We start from the raw sequence: 17,204 nt of genomic DNA on the forward strand, positions 1-17,204 counted from the left end.
GACTCATGGCTTATTCCTCATAAACAGCCGCTTGAAGCGCATGATAGACTTCCTGATTGATATCACAGGCCAACGCAATCAGGTTATTTAAATCGATGGAACATTCAGACTTGGCTTTTTCAAGAATGACGTAAAATAAGGAGGTCGCCAACCTTGTATTGTGCATGGCCTGATCCAGTGATATCGGCGCTCTGCACTCGTACACGCTGACGATTTCAGTATCAACGGTTTCATTATCTGGCATACAAGCACTGCGAATATTTTTGGCGGCTTTCTCCGCACCACGCAAGGTCTTGTATTTGTAGCGGACAGTTTCTTTTTTTATCTCGCCTGTATGGTGATTTGTCATGGTGACAATGATCTTAAACATGTCTTACCTCCTGAACGGAGATAAGGTGCACCGGGTGAATATCTACCAGCCGTTGATTGCTTGATGCTATTAGGCATATAAATTTAAGGCGAGTTTGGGTATGCTGTTGTACAGCCATAATCGTTACCTCAACTAACGGTTTGGTTAGATGCCTCGATAGTGTTCCACCACTACGGGGCATTGCTTTTTTATGGTGCTCATCTTTATAATGGTTCGCACCACTGTTTAATAAACTATCATAACGGTTCGAACCAATGCAAGATGAAAAAAGCAAAAAACCATATGAGCGAAATAACAGCACACGCCGGACAATTCGCTTTGAAGATGATCTGCTTGAGCAAATTGAAGGGGTAGCTGATAAAGGTAATTTCAGTTCATGGGTTAAAGATGCCTGCCGTGAAAAACTCCTGACTTTAGGAATAAAGCCTAAAATCTGAATCAACCAGTAATAGCTTCGGTTGTTAACTAACCCTCTTAAAGAGGGTTGTCTCTCAAATTGATGGCTAATTAACCTCAAATAATTTCTATAGCTAATATCTACCATCACATCCCTTTATGCCAAAAATCAGGCTATTTTTAGAGTGAGTTTGATCACTGCCAATTAAGGCAGTTAATTTTTCATGACGTTATTTTTTTAATTGGTAGGTTTGCGGCTATACGGATTATTTATATTTTCTACGATTGGCGGATTATGTACCCAGTGCAACAAATCACTGAGCAACCAAGCACAAGAATTGCGGCCTAATGGCTTACGGGCAGGGAAACGCCCTTCATTTTCCAGTTTCCATGCTGACGTTCTGGAAATAGAGGTAATGTGATGGCGTTCCTTTTCGCGGACAAGGCGCTCATAAGGTTCGCCATATTCGGAAAGGATAGAGCGGCGTTCTTCTGGTGTAGGAGAATTATACTGAATGGTCATGTTACCCTCACTGTTTAATTGTTTTTGTGAGGGTATTTTACTTAATGGAAATTATTACGAAAGTAAGCCACATTTGTTACGTTTATATCACAATGAACATGCTCACTATCAAACGCATTCATTCTCATTATTGAGCGGCTTTTAATATGACCACATTTTCATAATTACCCGCCAAAACATCCAGCCGCTCACACCACTTGTTTAAAGCGTCCAGCTTCTCTGGTAGGTATTGGCTCTTGTTATATATTGCCATGACGCCCGGTAAGATATGGCCTAAAAGCTGATCAACAATATGTGGAGCTACCTTCATATCATTTAATTTTGTGGAAAAAGTTCGTCTTAAATCATGCAGAGACCATTTGTCCAAATGACCTAATTTTTTCCATACCTTCGTTCCATACTCTGAGACTGTTTCAGTGCTCTTAAATTCTCCTAATAGGTAATCACTTTTATGATTTTGACAAACAAGATTCTCTAAGAACGGTTTCATACATTCAGGTATAGGTCGAATAATTCTTTCACCTGTCTTGCTGTTTTCTTTTGGGACAGTCCATAACATGGAATTAAAGTTCCATTCTGAATATTTCGACAATCTGATCTCTCGTGTCCGACAACCAAATACAACCAATATTTTCAATAAATTATTGTAATAAGGTAGGTAACTACCTGTATTTATGGATTCCCATAATTGACCAAGTTCATTATCTTCTAAATACCGCTGACCTTTATTCTGTTTTTTCCCAACATCCTGAATAGTTAAATCATCCAATACATGGCTAACTGCATACCTTCTTACCCGGCAAAATTTCAGAGCTTGTTTGCACAATTGAAGTATGCCACCAGAAGCCACCGGAGCGTCCTTTTTCATTCTATCAAAGCATTGCAGCCAATATATTATGTCACAGTCAGACAATGCCATTTCCCCAATATAGGGGTAAATATGTTTTTCTAATTGAAGAATGAGGGTGTCAATATTGACTCGGTTTTCTCTACCATAGTGCTCTATCCAATATTCGATAGCATCTTTTACTGTGACTGGTTTTAATGATTCTTGCATCGTTAAATTAAATTGGAGCTTTGGATCTTTACCGGACGCCAACCAGTTACGGCATTTGTCCCGTGTTTCACGAGCTTGTTTGAGGGGCATATCAGGATAGCGCCCAATGGTAAGACGGTTTAACTTTTTACCATCAAGTCGATAGGTAAAAACCCAGCTAATACCTCCTGCTTTAGATGCTTTGGCACTCAACCCAGCACCATCAGCAAAAAACTCAATATTATTCCTTTCTTTTCCATGCAAATTTTTAAGTTTTTTGTCACTGAGCTTGTTTAGTTCGGCAGCCATAATCATCCAAGATATTTATACAAATGTTTATACACAGTGTGCTGCAAGAGTGGGAAAACGTCAATAAGCACTGGAACAATGTACAGATAATAAAACAATTAATTATTTGATTTTAATGTAAAAATAAAAGTCATGGACAAACACCAAAACATGAAACTAATATATATTAGGTATATTCATTTTTGCTTTCATTGTGGTTAATGATGGGGATTGCAGTATACCTGTTAGTCTCAATCAGCGCATTTTTATATTGATGCCAAAATAAAAGCGGTGATCACTAATATTGATTAAATTAGCAGTGATCATTAATATTGATTTAATTGCTTGTTAAATAGGCTTACTCGCTATGGAAATTCGGATATTTCGGCAAGACGACTTTGAAGCCGTTATCACACTTTGGGAACGTTGTGATTTAATTAACTCTGGTGATGATCCAGAAGTAGATATTGAGCGTAAGCTCACCCATGACGCTGATTTATTTTTGGTTGCTGATGTGGCGGGGGAAGTGGTTGGAACCGTCATGGGGGGTTATGATGGGCACCGTGGTCATGCCTATTATTTGGGCGTTCATCCTGAATTCAGGGGCAGAGGCATCGCGAATGCGTTGATTTCACGCCTTGAAAAAAAATTGTTGGCAAGAGGTTGCCCAAATATTTTAATCATGGTTCCAGAAGAAAATGATGCAACAATTTGCATGTGTGAAAAGATGGAATACGATTATTTAGGTCAAGAAAATGTGATATTCATTAAGCGATTGATTATTGACTGAATATTGCGCTAAATAAAAAGATAAATAATGCAATGGCTAAATAGCAGGATGCTGTTTAGTCACCATATTGCTGATAGTCTGGCGGTGTTTGGCCTATTTCTCATAGCGTGGTATTTTGACAATAGGCTTTTTTAACGGTTCACGTTTTTTCTATATAATTATTTGTCTCCCGGAGAATATGTTGAAAACAGAGTGTGATAAAAATATAAATTGGCGGCCAATGAACAGATAATATCGACAGAGAAATATTAATGCTTGTTAAGTCTGGCAGGTGTTTTTTGAATAGCGGATTAACCTTTATCATAAGAAGGTTTGAAATATCATTTCAATGTGCCTGTTTACGGTGGTGTTATTCATAAATGAATTCTTTTTTGAAAATGGGGTCTGATAGACATTAAGTCGCCGTCTGACAGCTGCTAACAACGTTAAAGGTAAAATAGTGATGAATAAATTTTTTGCACCAAAGAAGATGATGCTCGCCAGTGGTTTAATCGGATGCTCATTGTTGTTAACTGCCTGTGCCGGTACATTAAGGGCATCATGGCCCGCTTTATCTGTTTCTCATTGGTTTGGCAGCACCTTACGTGTTTCTGATCAGGGGATGGGGGAGATCAATCAACAAACTGAGATGACTCAATCTGCAATCGAAAAGGGGGTGATGGGAAAATACCGTTTGCGTAGTGGCATGGAAATGCAAAATGGCAACGTGGTGAGTGTGATTCAGGGAATGGAACAGGGAGAAGTGAAACTGGAATTTCACGGTTTGGTCAATGGGAAAGTGAACCGTATTGATGTATTGGATGAGGGAGTCAACACAGTTTGGGGAACGAAAATAGGAATCCCTTTCTCTGATCTGTATGACAAGGCATTTGGAAAATGCCAGCTTTCCCATGATATGACGGAGCAATTTGCCGTTATTTGTGTGGCACCACAAAGTCAGCATGTCAGCTATGTTTTCACCGGAGCCTGGGATGGCCCTGAAGGATTAATGCCGGCTAATGATATTTTGAAGCACTGGAAAATAGCACGCATTATTTGGAAAGCCTGATGATGTGCGGTAAATGAATCAGCGAGTTACAGACAGTACCTATTCTGCATTCTCGTTGACACAGCGACAGGCACTTTCCATCTTCATCTTTTATCTTATCGCTTTTCATCATTTCTCATAAAAACTCGGTATATAAAACAGGGGTAAGTAAACTACCTTGTTATAAAGATTCTGGATACAGTAAAAGAAAGGGGTGTCAAACAGCGGGATAGGCAAGGTATTGGATGAAAAGAGTGGCAATCAAAAATAAATTCTTAGATGAAGTGGCTATCTTATTGCTTTTCGCCAATCTCAATGCTTATAGCAGCAGCGCTTTGGCTGCTGAACAGCGGGATACCGAAGGCCGTGAAGCTGTTATTGAGGGAAGGGCGTAAATCATGTCGGTATTCAGCAAACGTGTTTTGCCCGGTTTTGGATTGAGCCTGGGCTGTAGCCTGTTTTATGTCTGCCTTATCCTGCTGCTGCCGCTAAGCGCACTGGTTGTCCAGCTTTCCAGTATGACGTGGGCGCAATATTGGCAGGTGATTGTCAATCCGCAGGTTGTTGCCGCTTATCAAGTCACATTGCTGGCCGCCGCAGTGGCGAGTGTGTTTAACATGGTTTTTGGCATGTTACTGGCCTGGATATTAACGCGTTATCAATTTCCGGGGCGCAGTTTACTTGATGGCTTGATGGATCTGCCATTTGCCTTGCCGACTGCGGTGGCAGGCTTAACACTGGCGACGCTCTTTTCTGCTACAGGGTGGTATGGTGCCTGGCTTGGTCATGTGGGTATCAATGTTGCCAATACCTGGCTAGGCATTGCAGTTGCAATGGCATTTACCAGCCTGCCTTTTGTTGTTCGCACTGTTCAACCGGTTCTTGAGGAACTAGGGCCTGAATATGAGGAAGCCGCGCAGACATTGGGGGCAAGCCGTTGGCAAACTTTCCAACGGGTGATTTTACCCGAAGTTTCACCGGCATTGATTGCCGGTACAGTACTCTCGTTTACCCGTAGTTTGGGGGAATTCGGTGCGGTGATTTTCATTGCGGGCAATATTGCCTGGCAAACTGAAGTGGCCTCTTTGATGATTTTTATCCGCCTGCAAGAATTTGATTATCCGGCTGCCAGTGCAATCGCCTCTGTCATCCTTGCCGTGTCATTATTATTGTTGTTTAGCGTCAATATATTGCAAAGCCGCTTCGGTAAACGGATAGGGGGTCATTGATGACGGGATTTTCCGAACAAGCCGTTCCTGAATATACCGTGGCACAACGTGCTTCCATTCATTGGGGGAAAGGGTTACTGATCGGCACGGGCGTACTTTTTTCGGTTCTGTTGTTGATCATACCGATAGTCTGGATTTTCTTGACCGCTTTTGCCAACGGCATCGACCTGGTTGCTCAGAATCTTGTGGATTCGGATATGCTGCAAGCTATCTGGTTGACCGTGATGATTGCGCTTATTACTGTCCCCGTTAATTTGGTTTTTGGTGTTATGACGGCATGGCTGGTGACACGTTTCCAGTTTCCTGGTAGGCAACTCTTGTTGACATTGATTGATATTCCATTTGCGGTTTCACCCGTTGTGGCGGGTCTGCTTTACCTGCTGTTTTATGGTGATAAGGGTTGGCTGGGCAGCTGGTTAGGAAGTTATGACATTCAATTGATGTTTTCATGGCCCGGCATGGTCTTGGTGACGGTATTTGTGACATGCCCGTTTGTGGTACGTGAACTGGTGCCGGTGATGTTAAGCCAAGGCAATCAAGAAGATGAAGCCGCCATATTATTGGGGGCATCGGGTTGGAAGATGTTCTGGCAGGTGACATTACCCAATATTCGCTGGGCCTTGTTATATGGCGTTGTTTTGACCAATGCCAGGGCGATTGGCGAATTTGGTGCCGTGTCTGTGGTATCGGGGGCAATTCGCGGCGAAACCTATACGCTGCCTTTGCAGGTTGAGCTGTTGTATCAGGATTACAACACGGTCGGCGCATTTACGGCTGCGGCCTTATTGGCGGTGATGGCAATGATGACGCTGATTGTCAAAAGTGCATTGCAATGGCGTTTAAGCCGTCAGCAAGGGGAGGCCAGGAGCGAGAGATGAGTATTGAAATCAGTAAAATCAGTAAATCATTTGGTCGATCTCAGATACTGAATGAAATTTCACTGAATATTGAGTCCGGTGAAATGGTCGCGCTGCTTGGTCCATCGGGTTCAGGCAAAACAACATTGTTGAGGATTATCGCAGGGCTTGAGCAGCAGAGCCACGGTCAATTGCAATTTCACGGGCAGGATGTCAGCCGGTTACATGCCAAAGATCGTCGTGTCGGGTTTGTCTTTCAGCACTATGCGTTATTTCGTCATATGACAGTATTGGAGAATGTTGCTTTTGGCTTGTCGGTACTTCCCCGCAGGCAACGCCCCAATACTAAAACACAACATCACAAAGTCATGGCATTGCTGAACATGGTGCAGCTCGCGCATCTGGCCGATCGCTATCCGTCACAGCTTTCGGGTGGACAGAAACAGCGTGTGGCGTTGGCAAGGGCTTTGGCTGTTGAACCGCAAATCCTCTTATTGGATGAACCTTTTGGTGCATTGGATGCTCAGGTACGAATGGAATTACGCCGTTGGTTGCGTCAGTTACATGAAGAATTGAAATTCACCAGTGTATTTGTTACCCATGACCAAGAAGAAGCGATGGAAGTGGCTGATCGGGTCGTGGTCATGAATCAGGGGCGTATTGAACAAATGGGGACGCCTCAGCAAGTCTGGCATGAGCCGGAAAGCCGTTTTGTGCTGGAATTTATGGGGAATGTAAACAAACTGCATGGTGAAATTAAAGGGGCACAACTCTGGATTGGCGGCAAAATTTTTCCATTGAATATCACGCCATTGCATCAGGGAACCGTTGATGTCTTTTTCCGACCCTGGGATATGTTGTTGAGCGACAAGCAAACAACGCGTTGTCCTTTGCCGGTGCAAATTGTGGAAGTGAATCCCCGCGGCCATTTTTCTTTATTATCTGTTCAGCCACTAGGGTGGGGAGATGACTATTTATCAGTCATTTGGCCGGAGAATTCATCTATTCCGGTGAGGGGAAGCCAGTATTTTATGGGCGGCACAGATGCTCATTTGTATGCAGGCGACCTGCCATTAAATATTTTGCGGTTAGCTGAATCCGCTTAATTTGATTGTTTTTTATACTAAATATCTCCCTGCCTCGGTGGGGAGCAGGGATTTTTCGCTTAATATCTTGCTACAGTTTTTTTTATATGATTATCTGATTTTCCATTTTTATAGGAATCAGGTGATGCTGTGGCAAACTTGGAAGAATTGATAGGTCATACCCCTCTGGTACAATTACAACGCCTGACAGAAGGGGGGAATGCAGAAATTTGGGTGAAATTGGAAGGGAATAATCCTGCTGGCTCCGTCAAGGATAGAACGGCATTGTCGATGATCCAGCAAGCGGAATTACGTGGAGAAATTACCCCGGGTGATGTTCTGATTGAAGCGACGAGTGGCAATACCGGTATAGCCCTGGCGATGATTGCAGCGGTAAAAGGCTACCATCTAAAATTGTTGATGCCTGAAAATATGAGCCTTGAGAGGCAGGCCGCCATGCGCGCTTACGGGGCTGAATTAATGCTGGTCAGTAAAGCATTGGGCATGGAAGGTGCTCGGGATTTGGCGCAGGAAATGGCGAAAAAGGGCGAAGGTAAGGTTCTGGATCAATTTAACAATATCGATAATGCATTGGCACATTTTAATACGACTGGCCCGGAAATCTGGCAGCAAACGCAAGGAAGGGTGACGCACTTTGTTTCCTGTATGGGAACGACAGGCACGATTACGGGCGTGAGCCGCTATCTGAAATCTCAGTCAGACAACGTGAAAATTATAGGACTACAGCCGGCGGAAAATAGTCATATTCCCGGTATTCGACGTTGGTCTCCGGCCTATGTACCGGGTATTTATCAGAAAGAGTTGGTCGATCAGATCCTGGATATCAGCCAAACAGAAGCGGAAACGACAATGCGGTTATTGGCACAAAAAGAGGGTATTTTCTGTGGTGTCAGTTCGGGCGGGGCCGTTTCCGGTGCGTTACGTATCGCGGCTAAAAACCCGGGCTCAGTCATTGTGACGATTATCTGTGATCGCGGCGATCGCTATTTGTCTACCGGCGTATTTAATTAACCCGAAGCCTGGGTAAAAATTGAACTCAGTGCCTGTTCCAAACACAGAGCGTTAGACTAATAAAATACCATCTAAAAAGGAACAGGCTAAAGAGGGAAATGTTCCCTCAATAGTGAATGCTTGCTGTTATTTTTTGATCCGCATGATGACGGACTCGCCGACAATCACCGATCCACTGACTTTAGTTAACTCTTTAATTTCGTCCATGTTAGAAATAACAACGGGCGTTAAGGTTGATTTCGCTCTTTCTTCCAGGAAGGCCAGATCAAACTCTAAAACCAAATCGCCTTTTTGTACCCGCTGACCTTCTTCGGCAATGCGTTTAAAGCCTTCACCCTTGAGTTCAACGGTATCAATACCAAAATGGACGAATAACTCAATGCCACTATCTGATTCGATTGAGAAAGCATGGTTAGTCTCGAAGATTTTACCAATGGTGCCATCAACCGGTGCCACAATTTTGTTACCGGTTGGTTTAATGGCTATACCATCACCAACGATTTTTTCGGCAAAAACAACATCTGGAACATCTTCGATATTGACTATCTCACCTGACAATGGGGCGATAATTTCAATACTGCCGCTGTTTTTTTTATCGTCTGAAACCAGCGATTTTAATTTATCAAGCAGACCCATAAATCTTCTCCTAATTGTTTTAATGGGACCGTATTCTGGCTAATTGTTTAGCAGAGTGTTTTTTCTCTGGTAAAGGTGTCAACCAAATCCATCAATTCCTTTGCTGTTGGCTGCGTTAAGGCCTGCTCTGCCAATGCTTTTGCATCATCGTAAGTGGTATTACGGATGATTTTCTTAATGCGTGGAATCGATATCGCACTCATACTGAATTCATCCAAACCCATGCCTAAGAGCAACAGTGTGGCGCGTTCATCACCTGCCAGTTCGCCACACATGCCAGTCCATTTACCTTCTGCGTGTGAAGCATCAATCACCTGCTTGATTAAGTTCAACACGGCTGGCGACATTGGGTTATAAAGATGAGAAATCAGCTCATTACCACGGTCTACCGCAAGAGTATACTGAGTTAGATCGTTTGTCCCAATACTAAAAAAGTCAACTTCTTTCGCAAGATGATGAGCAATGGTAGCAGCCGCCGGCGTTTCTACCATGATGCCGACTTCAATCGATTCATCAAATGCTTTGTTTTCGTTACGTAGCTGCGCTTTGAGTAATGTGAGTTCGGCTTTTAGTTCCCGTATTTCTTCAACTGAAATGATCATTGGGAACATAACACGAAGTTTACCAAATGCAGAAGCTCTCAGGATAGCACGTAATTGAGAATGTAAGATCTCTTTACGATCAAGGCAAATACGGATTGCCCGCCAGCCGAGGAATGGGTTTTCTTCTTTCGGCAGATTCATGTAAGGCAGATCTTTATCGCCCCCAATGTCCATCGTCCGCACGATGACCGCCTGATTGCCAACGGCTTCCGCCACGGCTTTATAGGCTTCAAACTGCTCATTTTCCGTTGGCAGAGCATCGCGATCCATAAACAGGAATTCAGTCCGGTATAAACCGACACCTTCAGCGCCATTACGTTCCGCCCCGGTGATATCTCGTACTGTACCGATATTGGCGCAGACTTCGACTTGATGACCATCTAATGTAATGGCAGGTAAGTCTTTCAGTTTTGCCAGTTCAGTTTTTTCGGTCAGATACTCACTTTTTATGATCTTTAATTTTTCAATGTCGGCATCAGAGGGATCGATGTAGATGTGGTTATTGGCCGCATCCAGAATCAGATAATCGCCACTTTTGATCTGTTTGGTCGCGTTAGTCGTACCGACAATGGCCGGTAATTCCAAAGAACGGGCCATAATGGAGGTGTGAGAAGTCCGGCCGCCAAGATCGGTGATGAAACCTAATACTTTGTCCAGATTGAGTTGTGCCGTTTCCGATGGTGTCAGGTCATTGGCAACCAGAATCACTTCTTCTTCAATGGAGCCTAAGTCAATAATGGACATATTCAGAATATTTTTTAATAAGCGTTTGCCAATATCACGGACATCGGCGGCGCGTTCTTTCAAATACTCATCGTCCAGTTCTTCCAGTGCCTTGGCTTGATCTTCAATCACGGAATAAACGGCGGCATCTGCGGTGGCCAGATTTTTTTTAATCAGGGTGATGATTTCTTGCTCTAATTCTTCATCTTCCAGCAACATAATATGGCCTTCGAAGATTTCGGCCTTCTCGGAGCCTAAATTTTTTTCGGCTGTTTGTCTGATGATTTCTAACTGCGCGGAAGATTTGTCACGGCCTAGTTTAAAGCGGGAAATTTCTTGTTCGACTTGTTCAGGAATAATTTTTTTGTGATTGATAATGATGGGATCTTCTTTCAGTAATAGCGCTTTACCGAAAGCAATGCCTGGTGATACTAAGATGCCTGAAATCATATTATATGACCTTACTGCAGGTGATGACCTTTCATTAAGCCGAAGCTTGTTGAGGGTGGCTCGAAGCATCCCCGGATTTTCGTGCGCCGGGGATGAACCAAATGAAATATACCTTATTTTTCAAATGGCTGCTTTAGTAGCAGTGTAGTGAAATTTATGCGGTATAGATTGATTTGATTGAGCGGACAATTATTCTAATTCACCCATTAATTTAATTAAGTGTTCAACAGCTTGTTGCTCATCTTCGCCTTCAGCAGAAATCGTTACAACTGTACCTTGAGTCAATCCTAGCGTTTGCAGCTTGAACAGGCTTTTTGCGCTGGCCGACTTGCCTCCAGAGGTCAGAGTGATGTCAGAAGAAAAGCCTTTTGCTTCTTTGACAAATTGTGCAGCAGGACGAGTGTGGAGGCCGTTTGGTGCAGTAATGGTAACTTCTTGCTGGAACATAGTGTTTCCTCAATAACTTAAATATTCGTTGCTAAGCCAAGAAAATCCGTCAGTGAGTCTCGTTGAATTCGCTTCGCTCTGTACAACCGGTAAATTGATAATGAAATAAAGTGTCTTCCCTTCGCCTTTCAAGTGATTACGTTGTTGGTTACACAACTCAAAATGGATTGAGCCTATAATAATCATTATCAAAAAATTAACATATTCGATGCATTCATTGTTAACTTGGCGTTTATACATGTTATTCGAATGATAGCTCCATTGAATAACCTTTTGTTGACTTGGCTGCCGATTAATTTCGTGCATCAAAATAATTACTGGTTAAATACTAAAGCTACTTGAATAAATCATCTATGAAAGCTTTAAAGTTTGATCTGATGCACAAAAAAGCACCCTTAAGGTGCTTTTTGTCGATATCATGAAAAATATTGTCGTGTAATTTTTAATCGTTGTGTAAGTCAGCAAATAACGCAGTACTGAGGTAACGTTCGGCCGAAGAAGGTAAAATCACCACAATGTTTTTATCTTTATATTCATCTTCTTGCGCTATCTTAATGGCTGCCGCGACGGCAGCACCTGAAGAAATACCAGCAAGAATGCCTTCTTTTTCAGTTACTTCACGGGCTATTTGAATAGCTTCTTCATTACTGATCTTAAAGACGCGATCAATCAATGTTAAATCTAAGTTATCAGGAATGAACCCTGCGCCGATCCCCTGAATCTTATGCGGGCCTGGTTTAAGTTCTTCGCCGGCCAATTTTTGACTGATAACGGGTGAATCTTCGGGTTCTACTGCAACGATAGTGACGTGTTTACCCTGGGTATTTTTCAAATAACGGGCAACCCCCGTAATGGTGCCACCGGTTCCGACACCGGCAACGAAAACGTCGACTTGGCCGTCAGTATCTTCCCAAATTTCAGGGCCAGTGGTTTTTTCATGAATTTCTGGGTTGGCTGGGTTGCTGAATTGTTGCAGGACAATATAACGGTCGGGATCGCTGTCACGGATTTCATTGGCTTTCTCAATGGCACCTTTCATGCCTTTCGCGCCTTCGGTCAGCACTAAATTTGCTCCCAATATTTTCAGTAGCTTACGGCGTTCAAGGCTCATCGTTTCAGGCATAGTTAATGTCAGTTTATAACCACGGGCGGCTGCCACATAGGCAAGTGCAATCCCTGTATTCCCACTGGTTGGTTCGATGAGTTCTTTTCCTTTGGTCAGGATACCTCGCTTTTCAGCATCCCAAATCATATTGGCACCGATGCGGCATTTGACACTGAAGCTAGGGTTACGGGATTCTACTTTTGCCAGGAGATGACCATTTGCGAAATGTTTTAAACGTACTAGCGGAGTGTGACCAATAGTCAACGAATTATCTTCATAAATTTTACTCATTGTTCGATTGTCCCCTAAAATACCGTAAATATGGGTTAACCATACGCTAACATCTCATTTATGGAAATAAGGTTTCAGTCTATTCTTATTATATAAAAGAATATCTGGTGGCTATTTTATATTATTTGGATTATTTAAAATGAGTACGGTTTTTTCAGCCAAGCCCGTGACATATTGATCGGTTTATCACGGGCTTGACTGTTACTGCTCACAAAACGGTGGGTAAAAATCGTGAGCAGAAGATGAAATTAGTTTCATGACCGGTGATTTAAAGCGTGTTGGGCTCGGTAACGATCAACCCACATCGCTGTTGCCCCACAAACAGCAACGGGCATAATGAATAAATTCACGATAGGGATCATGGTCAGTACACTCACGGTTGCGCCAAATTGCAGGTTATCTATTTTGTCTTGGCGCAAGGTGTTACGCATGGTGACAAAGCTCACTTTGTGGTTATCAAACGGATAATCACAATATTGGATTGCCAGCATCCAGGCACTGAACAGAAACCAAAGGACAGGGGCGATGATTTGACCGATTCCCGGAATGAAGTAAAGCAGTAATAAGACAATGGCACGGGGAATATAATACAGAATTTTTACGATTTCACGTTTCAAAATACGGGGAATATCGTTGAGTAGGTCGATAACGCGGCTGTCTGGTGTCGGTACACCGGTCAGCTCGGCTTCCAGTTTTTCGGCCAGCAGTCCATTAAATGGTGCAGCAATAAAATTAGCGAGTGTGCTAAAGAGATAGGTAAAAACCAATAAGATAGAGATAACCGCTAGCGGCCAGATAAGATAGCTTAACCATTGCATCCAAGCTGGAATTTTATCGAGAGCCCATTGTATCCAGCCATCGAGTTTGTGATATAACCACCAAAATGAACCGCCGAGCAATAAAATGTTCGCCAATAAAGGTAATAACACGAATCTTTTAATACCAGGGCGGGTGATCAGTTGCCAGCCTTGTGCAATATAATGAAATCCATTTGAATATTTTGGTGGCTTTGTCGAATTCGTCATATTTTATTATTCTCTCCCGGATGATTGAGACGGTATGATATAGGCAGGGTTTTCTACTGACTAGTCGTTTTATGGGTAAAAAACACCCGAAAAAACAGCGGAAATATCTCTTTATGATAAGAAAAGTATGTGGGGACTTGCACTTGTCTTATTTGGCAAATACTCTTATCTAAAGAATATTCCGCCGTGGTGGCAATTAATTTAAACAACAGAGATAGCAACGATGCAGGATTTGCGTCTGATATTAATCGTTGTTGGTGCGATAGCCATAATAGCTTTGCTATTACATGGGTTGTGGACCAGCCGTAAAGAGCATTCATCACTCTTTCGTGATCGCCCCGTTAAACGTCGTAAACAGGGGCATCAGGAAGAATCAGGGGATAATGAAGGCAATGAACTGATTGATAATAAGCAACAATCGAATATTCAGGCGTCGGTAACCCGGCATTCTGAAGATCGTGCTGAGCCGGTTATTGAACGTCGTGCGTCTGAATCATCAGCAGTCATGCCTGATGATGGTTTAGATCCTTTACTTGCAAAACAGCAGTCTGAGGTATCCGCAGCTAAAGGAAAGCGTGTCGATGATCAACAGGAAGAGCCACAGCTTGGGTTATTCGATCCGGTTGAACCCGTCGAATCAAGAAAAACAGAGGGGGCAGCGTCTGGCTCTGGCGTTATAGCAGAGCAACCAATGCCAGCGGAAAGTGACGTACAGACTGATACGCATCGTACTCAAAAAGAGACCGTATTGGTATTGCATGTGGCCGCTCATCACGGGCAAGCGCTGAATGGTGAGGTCTTACTACAAAGTATTTTGCAGGCAGGCTTCCGGTTTGGTGAGATGAATATCTTCCATCGCCACTTGAACCCGTCAGGCAGCGGTGCGGTGTTGTTCAGTTTGGCGAACATGGTAAAACCCGGTTCATTTGATCCAGACCAAATGGTCGATTTCACGACACCAGGGATCTCCATGTTTATGCTTGTACCTTCATATGGTGATTCCCATCAGAATTTTAAACTGATGTTACAGACAGCGCAGCGTATTGCTGCTGATGTCGGGGGCGTCGTGTTGGATAGTGAACGCAAGATGCTGACACCACAGATGATCGAACACTATAAGATGCGTATTCGTGATACGCTTAACGTCAGTGAATAAATCCCTCCTTTAGTATCAGACCCCCGCCAGCCGGGGGTTTTTCATCTCTGGTAAGAAATCATGGAAAATATTACTCAAAAAATCAATGAATTAAGAACAACATTACGTCATCATGAATATTTGTATCATGTTATGGATGCGCCAGAGATCCCGGATGCCGAATATGATCGTTTGATGCGGGAATTAAAATTACTGGAAGAACAATATCCAGCGCTGGTTACCGCTGATTCGCCTACCCAACGCGTCGGCGCCGCACCATTGACTGCATTTGAGCAGGTGCGCCATGAGATCCCGATGCTCTCTCTGGATAATGTCTTTGATGAAGAGAGTTACCTCGCATTTGATAAGCGTGTTCGTGATCGTTTAAAAGACAGCCAGGATCTGGTGTTTTGTTGTGAACTGAAACTGGATGGTCTGGCAGTGAGCTTGCTGTATGAACATGGGGAATTGGTACAGGCCGCGACACGCGGAGATGGGACAACCGGCGAAAATATTACCGTCAATGTGCGTACCATTCACGCCATTCCTCTGCGTCTGAAAGGGGATAATATTCCAGCGCGTGTGGAAATTCGTGGCGAAGTTTTCATGAAGCAACATGGGTTTGAAAAACTCAATGAAGAAGCCCGCCGCACAGGAAATAAAGTTTTCGCAAATCCCCGCAATGCAGCGGCGGGTTCATTGCGTCAACTTGATCCTCGCATTACAGCCAAACGCCCACTCACCTTCTATTGTTATGGTGTCGGTATTTTGGAAGGCGGCGTATTACCTGCAAGTCATTATGAACGTCTGATGCAATTCAAGCGTTGGGGACTGCCTGTCAGTGACAAAGTGAAGCTATGTCAGGGAACTCAACAGGTGATGGCTTTTTATCACGACATTGAGCAGCAACGCTCGACATTGGGCTTTGATATTGACGGTGTTGTCGTCAAAGTTGATTCGCTCGAATGGCAAGAAAAATTAGGCTTTGTTGCCAGAGCACCACGGTGGGCGACGGCGTTCAAATTTCCGGCTCAAGAACAGATGACCATTGTCCGCGATGTTGAATTTCAGGTGGGACGTACCGGCGCGATTACGCCCGTTGCCCGTTTAGAACCCGTTTTGGTCGCAGGTGTTACAGTCAGTAATGCGACATTACACAATGCAGATGAAATTGCACGTTTGGGGTTACGCATTGGTGATACGGTGATTATTCGCCGCGCCGGTGATGTGATTCCACAGGTCGTGGGTGTGGTTCATGACCAGAGGCCAGCCGACACTCAGAACGTGATTTTTCCTGAGCACTGTCCGGTTTGTGGTTCAGAAATAGAACGTGTTGAGGGAGAAGCGGTTGCTCGTTGTACTGGCGGCTTGTTCTGCGGCGCGCAGCGTAAAGAAGCGCTGAAACATTTTGTTTCCCGCCGTGCCATGGATGTTGATGGGATGGGCGAAAAAATCATTGAACAGCTTGTGGATAAAGAATATGTCAAAACACCGGCGGATCTTTTTCGTCTTACCGCAGGAAAACTGACTGGCCTTGAGCGAATGGGGCCTAAATCGGCACAAAATATCATTAATGCCTTAGAAAAGGCGAAAAAAACAACATTTGCCCGCTTTATTTACGCGTTAGGCATTCGTGAAGTTGGTGAAGCAACTGCTGCGAATCTGGTTGCCCATTTTGGGACATTGGAAACATTACGTACCGCAGATATGGCGGCATTGATTGCAGTGCCAGATGTGGGCAGTGTGGTTGCCAGTCATGTCATGAATTTCTTTAGTGAGCCGCATAATCAGGTCGTGATTGATGATTTGGTCAATAATATGGGTATTCATTGGGCGTCGACTGAAAGCCAGCCGTTGGAGGAAGTAGACAGCCCATTCGCGGGCAAAACCGTGGTATTAACGGGATCATTGAGCCGTTTATCTCGCGATGAAGCAAAAGATAAGTTAAACGCTTTAGGGGCAAAAGTGACAGGAAGTGTGTCTAAAAAAACAGATTTCATTATCGCTGGCGAAGCAGCCGGATCTAAACTCGCTAAGGCTAATGAATTGGGCATTCCTGTGATTGATGAGGAAGAAATGCTTCGTTTGTTGGGTGAATAATATACGCTTTTGGTAACGGAGTTATTGCCTCGAAATGGTTATCACCTCGAAATAGTT

The 17,204-nt window shown here is 43.6% G+C and carries 18 protein-coding genes; 10 read left to right on the forward strand and 8 right to left on the reverse strand.

Annotated elements, in window-relative coordinates; translation table 11 throughout:
• Nucleotides 1-10 precede the first annotated feature (10 nt).
• Complete coding sequence (locus XPG1_RS05070; protein ID WP_045958110.1) at nt 11-370, reverse strand: hypothetical protein; 360 nt, start codon at nt 368-370, stop codon at nt 11-13.
• Nucleotides 371-624: 254 nt separating this feature from the next.
• Here XPG1_RS05070 and XPG1_RS05075 point away from each other — a divergent pair, with 254 nt between their 5' ends.
• Nucleotides 625-807, forward strand: a complete 183-nt coding sequence (locus XPG1_RS05075) for a YlcI/YnfO family protein (protein WP_045958111.1) — start codon at nt 625-627, stop codon at nt 805-807.
• Between the two features lie 197 nt (nt 808-1,004).
• Here XPG1_RS05075 and XPG1_RS05080 read toward each other — a convergent pair whose 3' ends face one another.
• A complete protein-coding gene (locus tag XPG1_RS05080; protein ID WP_045958112.1) occupies nt 1,005-1,289 on the reverse strand; it encodes a helix-turn-helix transcriptional regulator in 285 nt (94 codons plus the stop codon).
• A 127-nt stretch (nt 1,290-1,416) separates the two neighbouring features.
• A complete protein-coding gene (locus tag XPG1_RS05085; protein ID WP_045958113.1) occupies nt 1,417-2,634 on the reverse strand; it encodes a tyrosine-type recombinase/integrase in 1,218 nt (405 codons plus the stop codon).
• 346 nt (nt 2,635-2,980) lie between these two features.
• On the opposite strand from XPG1_RS05085, the gene XPG1_RS05090 reads away from it, so the two are divergent.
• From XPG1_RS05090 to cysM, 7 genes are all read left to right on the forward strand, one after another.
• On the forward strand, nt 2,981-3,403 hold the full coding sequence (locus XPG1_RS05090) for a GNAT family acetyltransferase (protein WP_045958114.1): 423 nt from the start codon (nt 2,981-2,983) through the stop codon (nt 3,401-3,403).
• 442 nt (nt 3,404-3,845) lie between these two features.
• Entirely contained in the window at nt 3,846-4,451 is a 606-nt protein-coding gene (locus XPG1_RS05095; protein WP_045958115.1) for an RpoE-regulated lipoprotein, read from the forward strand.
• 224 nt (nt 4,452-4,675) lie between these two features.
• Nucleotides 4,676-4,825, forward strand: coding sequence for a hypothetical protein (locus XPG1_RS18345; protein ID WP_157879445.1), 150 nt, complete (start codon nt 4,676-4,678; stop codon nt 4,823-4,825).
• Nucleotides 4,826-5,659 (forward strand): sulfate/thiosulfate ABC transporter permease CysT, encoded by an 834-nt coding sequence (gene cysT / locus XPG1_RS05100; protein ID WP_157879540.1) that lies wholly within the window; start codon nt 4,826-4,828, stop codon nt 5,657-5,659.
• On the forward strand, nt 5,659-6,537 hold the full coding sequence (gene cysW, locus XPG1_RS05105; protein ID WP_045958117.1) for a sulfate/thiosulfate ABC transporter permease CysW: 879 nt from the start codon (nt 5,659-5,661) through the stop codon (nt 6,535-6,537). The genes cysT and cysW overlap by 1 nt, the downstream gene beginning before the upstream one ends.
• Nucleotides 6,534-7,622 (forward strand): sulfate/thiosulfate ABC transporter ATP-binding protein CysA, encoded by a 1,089-nt coding sequence (cysA, locus tag XPG1_RS05110; protein ID WP_045958118.1) that lies wholly within the window; start codon nt 6,534-6,536, stop codon nt 7,620-7,622. The genes cysW and cysA overlap by 4 nt, the downstream gene beginning before the upstream one ends.
• Nucleotides 7,623-7,751: 129 nt before the next feature.
• Nucleotides 7,752-8,633 (forward strand): cysteine synthase CysM, encoded by an 882-nt coding sequence (cysM, locus tag XPG1_RS05115; RefSeq protein WP_045958119.1) that lies wholly within the window; start codon nt 7,752-7,754, stop codon nt 8,631-8,633.
• 126 nt (nt 8,634-8,759) lie between these two features.
• On the opposite strand, the gene crr is transcribed toward cysM, so the two are convergent.
• From crr to cysZ, 5 genes are all read right to left on the reverse strand, one after another.
• Nucleotides 8,760-9,269, reverse strand: a complete 510-nt coding sequence (crr, locus tag XPG1_RS05120; RefSeq protein WP_045958120.1) for a PTS glucose transporter subunit IIA — start codon at nt 9,267-9,269, stop codon at nt 8,760-8,762.
• A gap of 47 nt (nt 9,270-9,316) precedes the next feature.
• Complete coding sequence (gene ptsI / locus XPG1_RS05125) at nt 9,317-11,044, reverse strand: phosphoenolpyruvate-protein phosphotransferase PtsI (RefSeq protein ID WP_045958121.1); 1,728 nt, start codon at nt 11,042-11,044, stop codon at nt 9,317-9,319.
• Between the two features lie 189 nt (nt 11,045-11,233).
• Nucleotides 11,234-11,491: a phosphocarrier protein Hpr gene (ptsH, locus tag XPG1_RS05130; RefSeq protein WP_045958122.1), complete on the reverse strand. Its 258-nt coding sequence runs from the start codon at nt 11,489-11,491 to the stop codon at nt 11,234-11,236.
• 442 nt (nt 11,492-11,933) lie between these two features.
• Nucleotides 11,934-12,887: a cysteine synthase A gene (cysK, locus tag XPG1_RS05140; RefSeq protein ID WP_045958124.1), complete on the reverse strand. Its 954-nt coding sequence runs from the start codon at nt 12,885-12,887 to the stop codon at nt 11,934-11,936.
• A 254-nt stretch (nt 12,888-13,141) separates the two neighbouring features.
• A complete protein-coding gene (cysZ, locus tag XPG1_RS05145; RefSeq protein WP_045958125.1) occupies nt 13,142-13,912 on the reverse strand; it encodes a sulfate transporter CysZ in 771 nt (256 codons plus the stop codon).
• A gap of 223 nt (nt 13,913-14,135) precedes the next feature.
• Here cysZ and zipA point away from each other — a divergent pair, with 223 nt between their 5' ends.
• Both zipA and ligA read left to right on the forward strand, forming a co-directional pair.
• Nucleotides 14,136-15,068 carry a cell division protein ZipA gene (gene zipA / locus XPG1_RS05150; protein WP_045958126.1) on the forward strand — a complete coding sequence of 311 codons (933 nt, stop codon included), beginning with the start codon at nt 14,136-14,138 and terminating at the stop codon, nt 15,066-15,068.
• A gap of 60 nt (nt 15,069-15,128) precedes the next feature.
• Complete coding sequence (gene ligA, locus XPG1_RS05155) at nt 15,129-17,147, forward strand: NAD-dependent DNA ligase LigA (protein WP_045958127.1); 2,019 nt, start codon at nt 15,129-15,131, stop codon at nt 17,145-17,147.
• Nucleotides 17,148-17,204: the final 57 nt, after the last annotated feature.

The organism is Xenorhabdus poinarii G6 (assembly GCF_000968175.1).
Taxonomy (GTDB): Bacteria; Pseudomonadota; Gammaproteobacteria; order Enterobacterales; family Enterobacteriaceae; genus Xenorhabdus; species Xenorhabdus poinarii.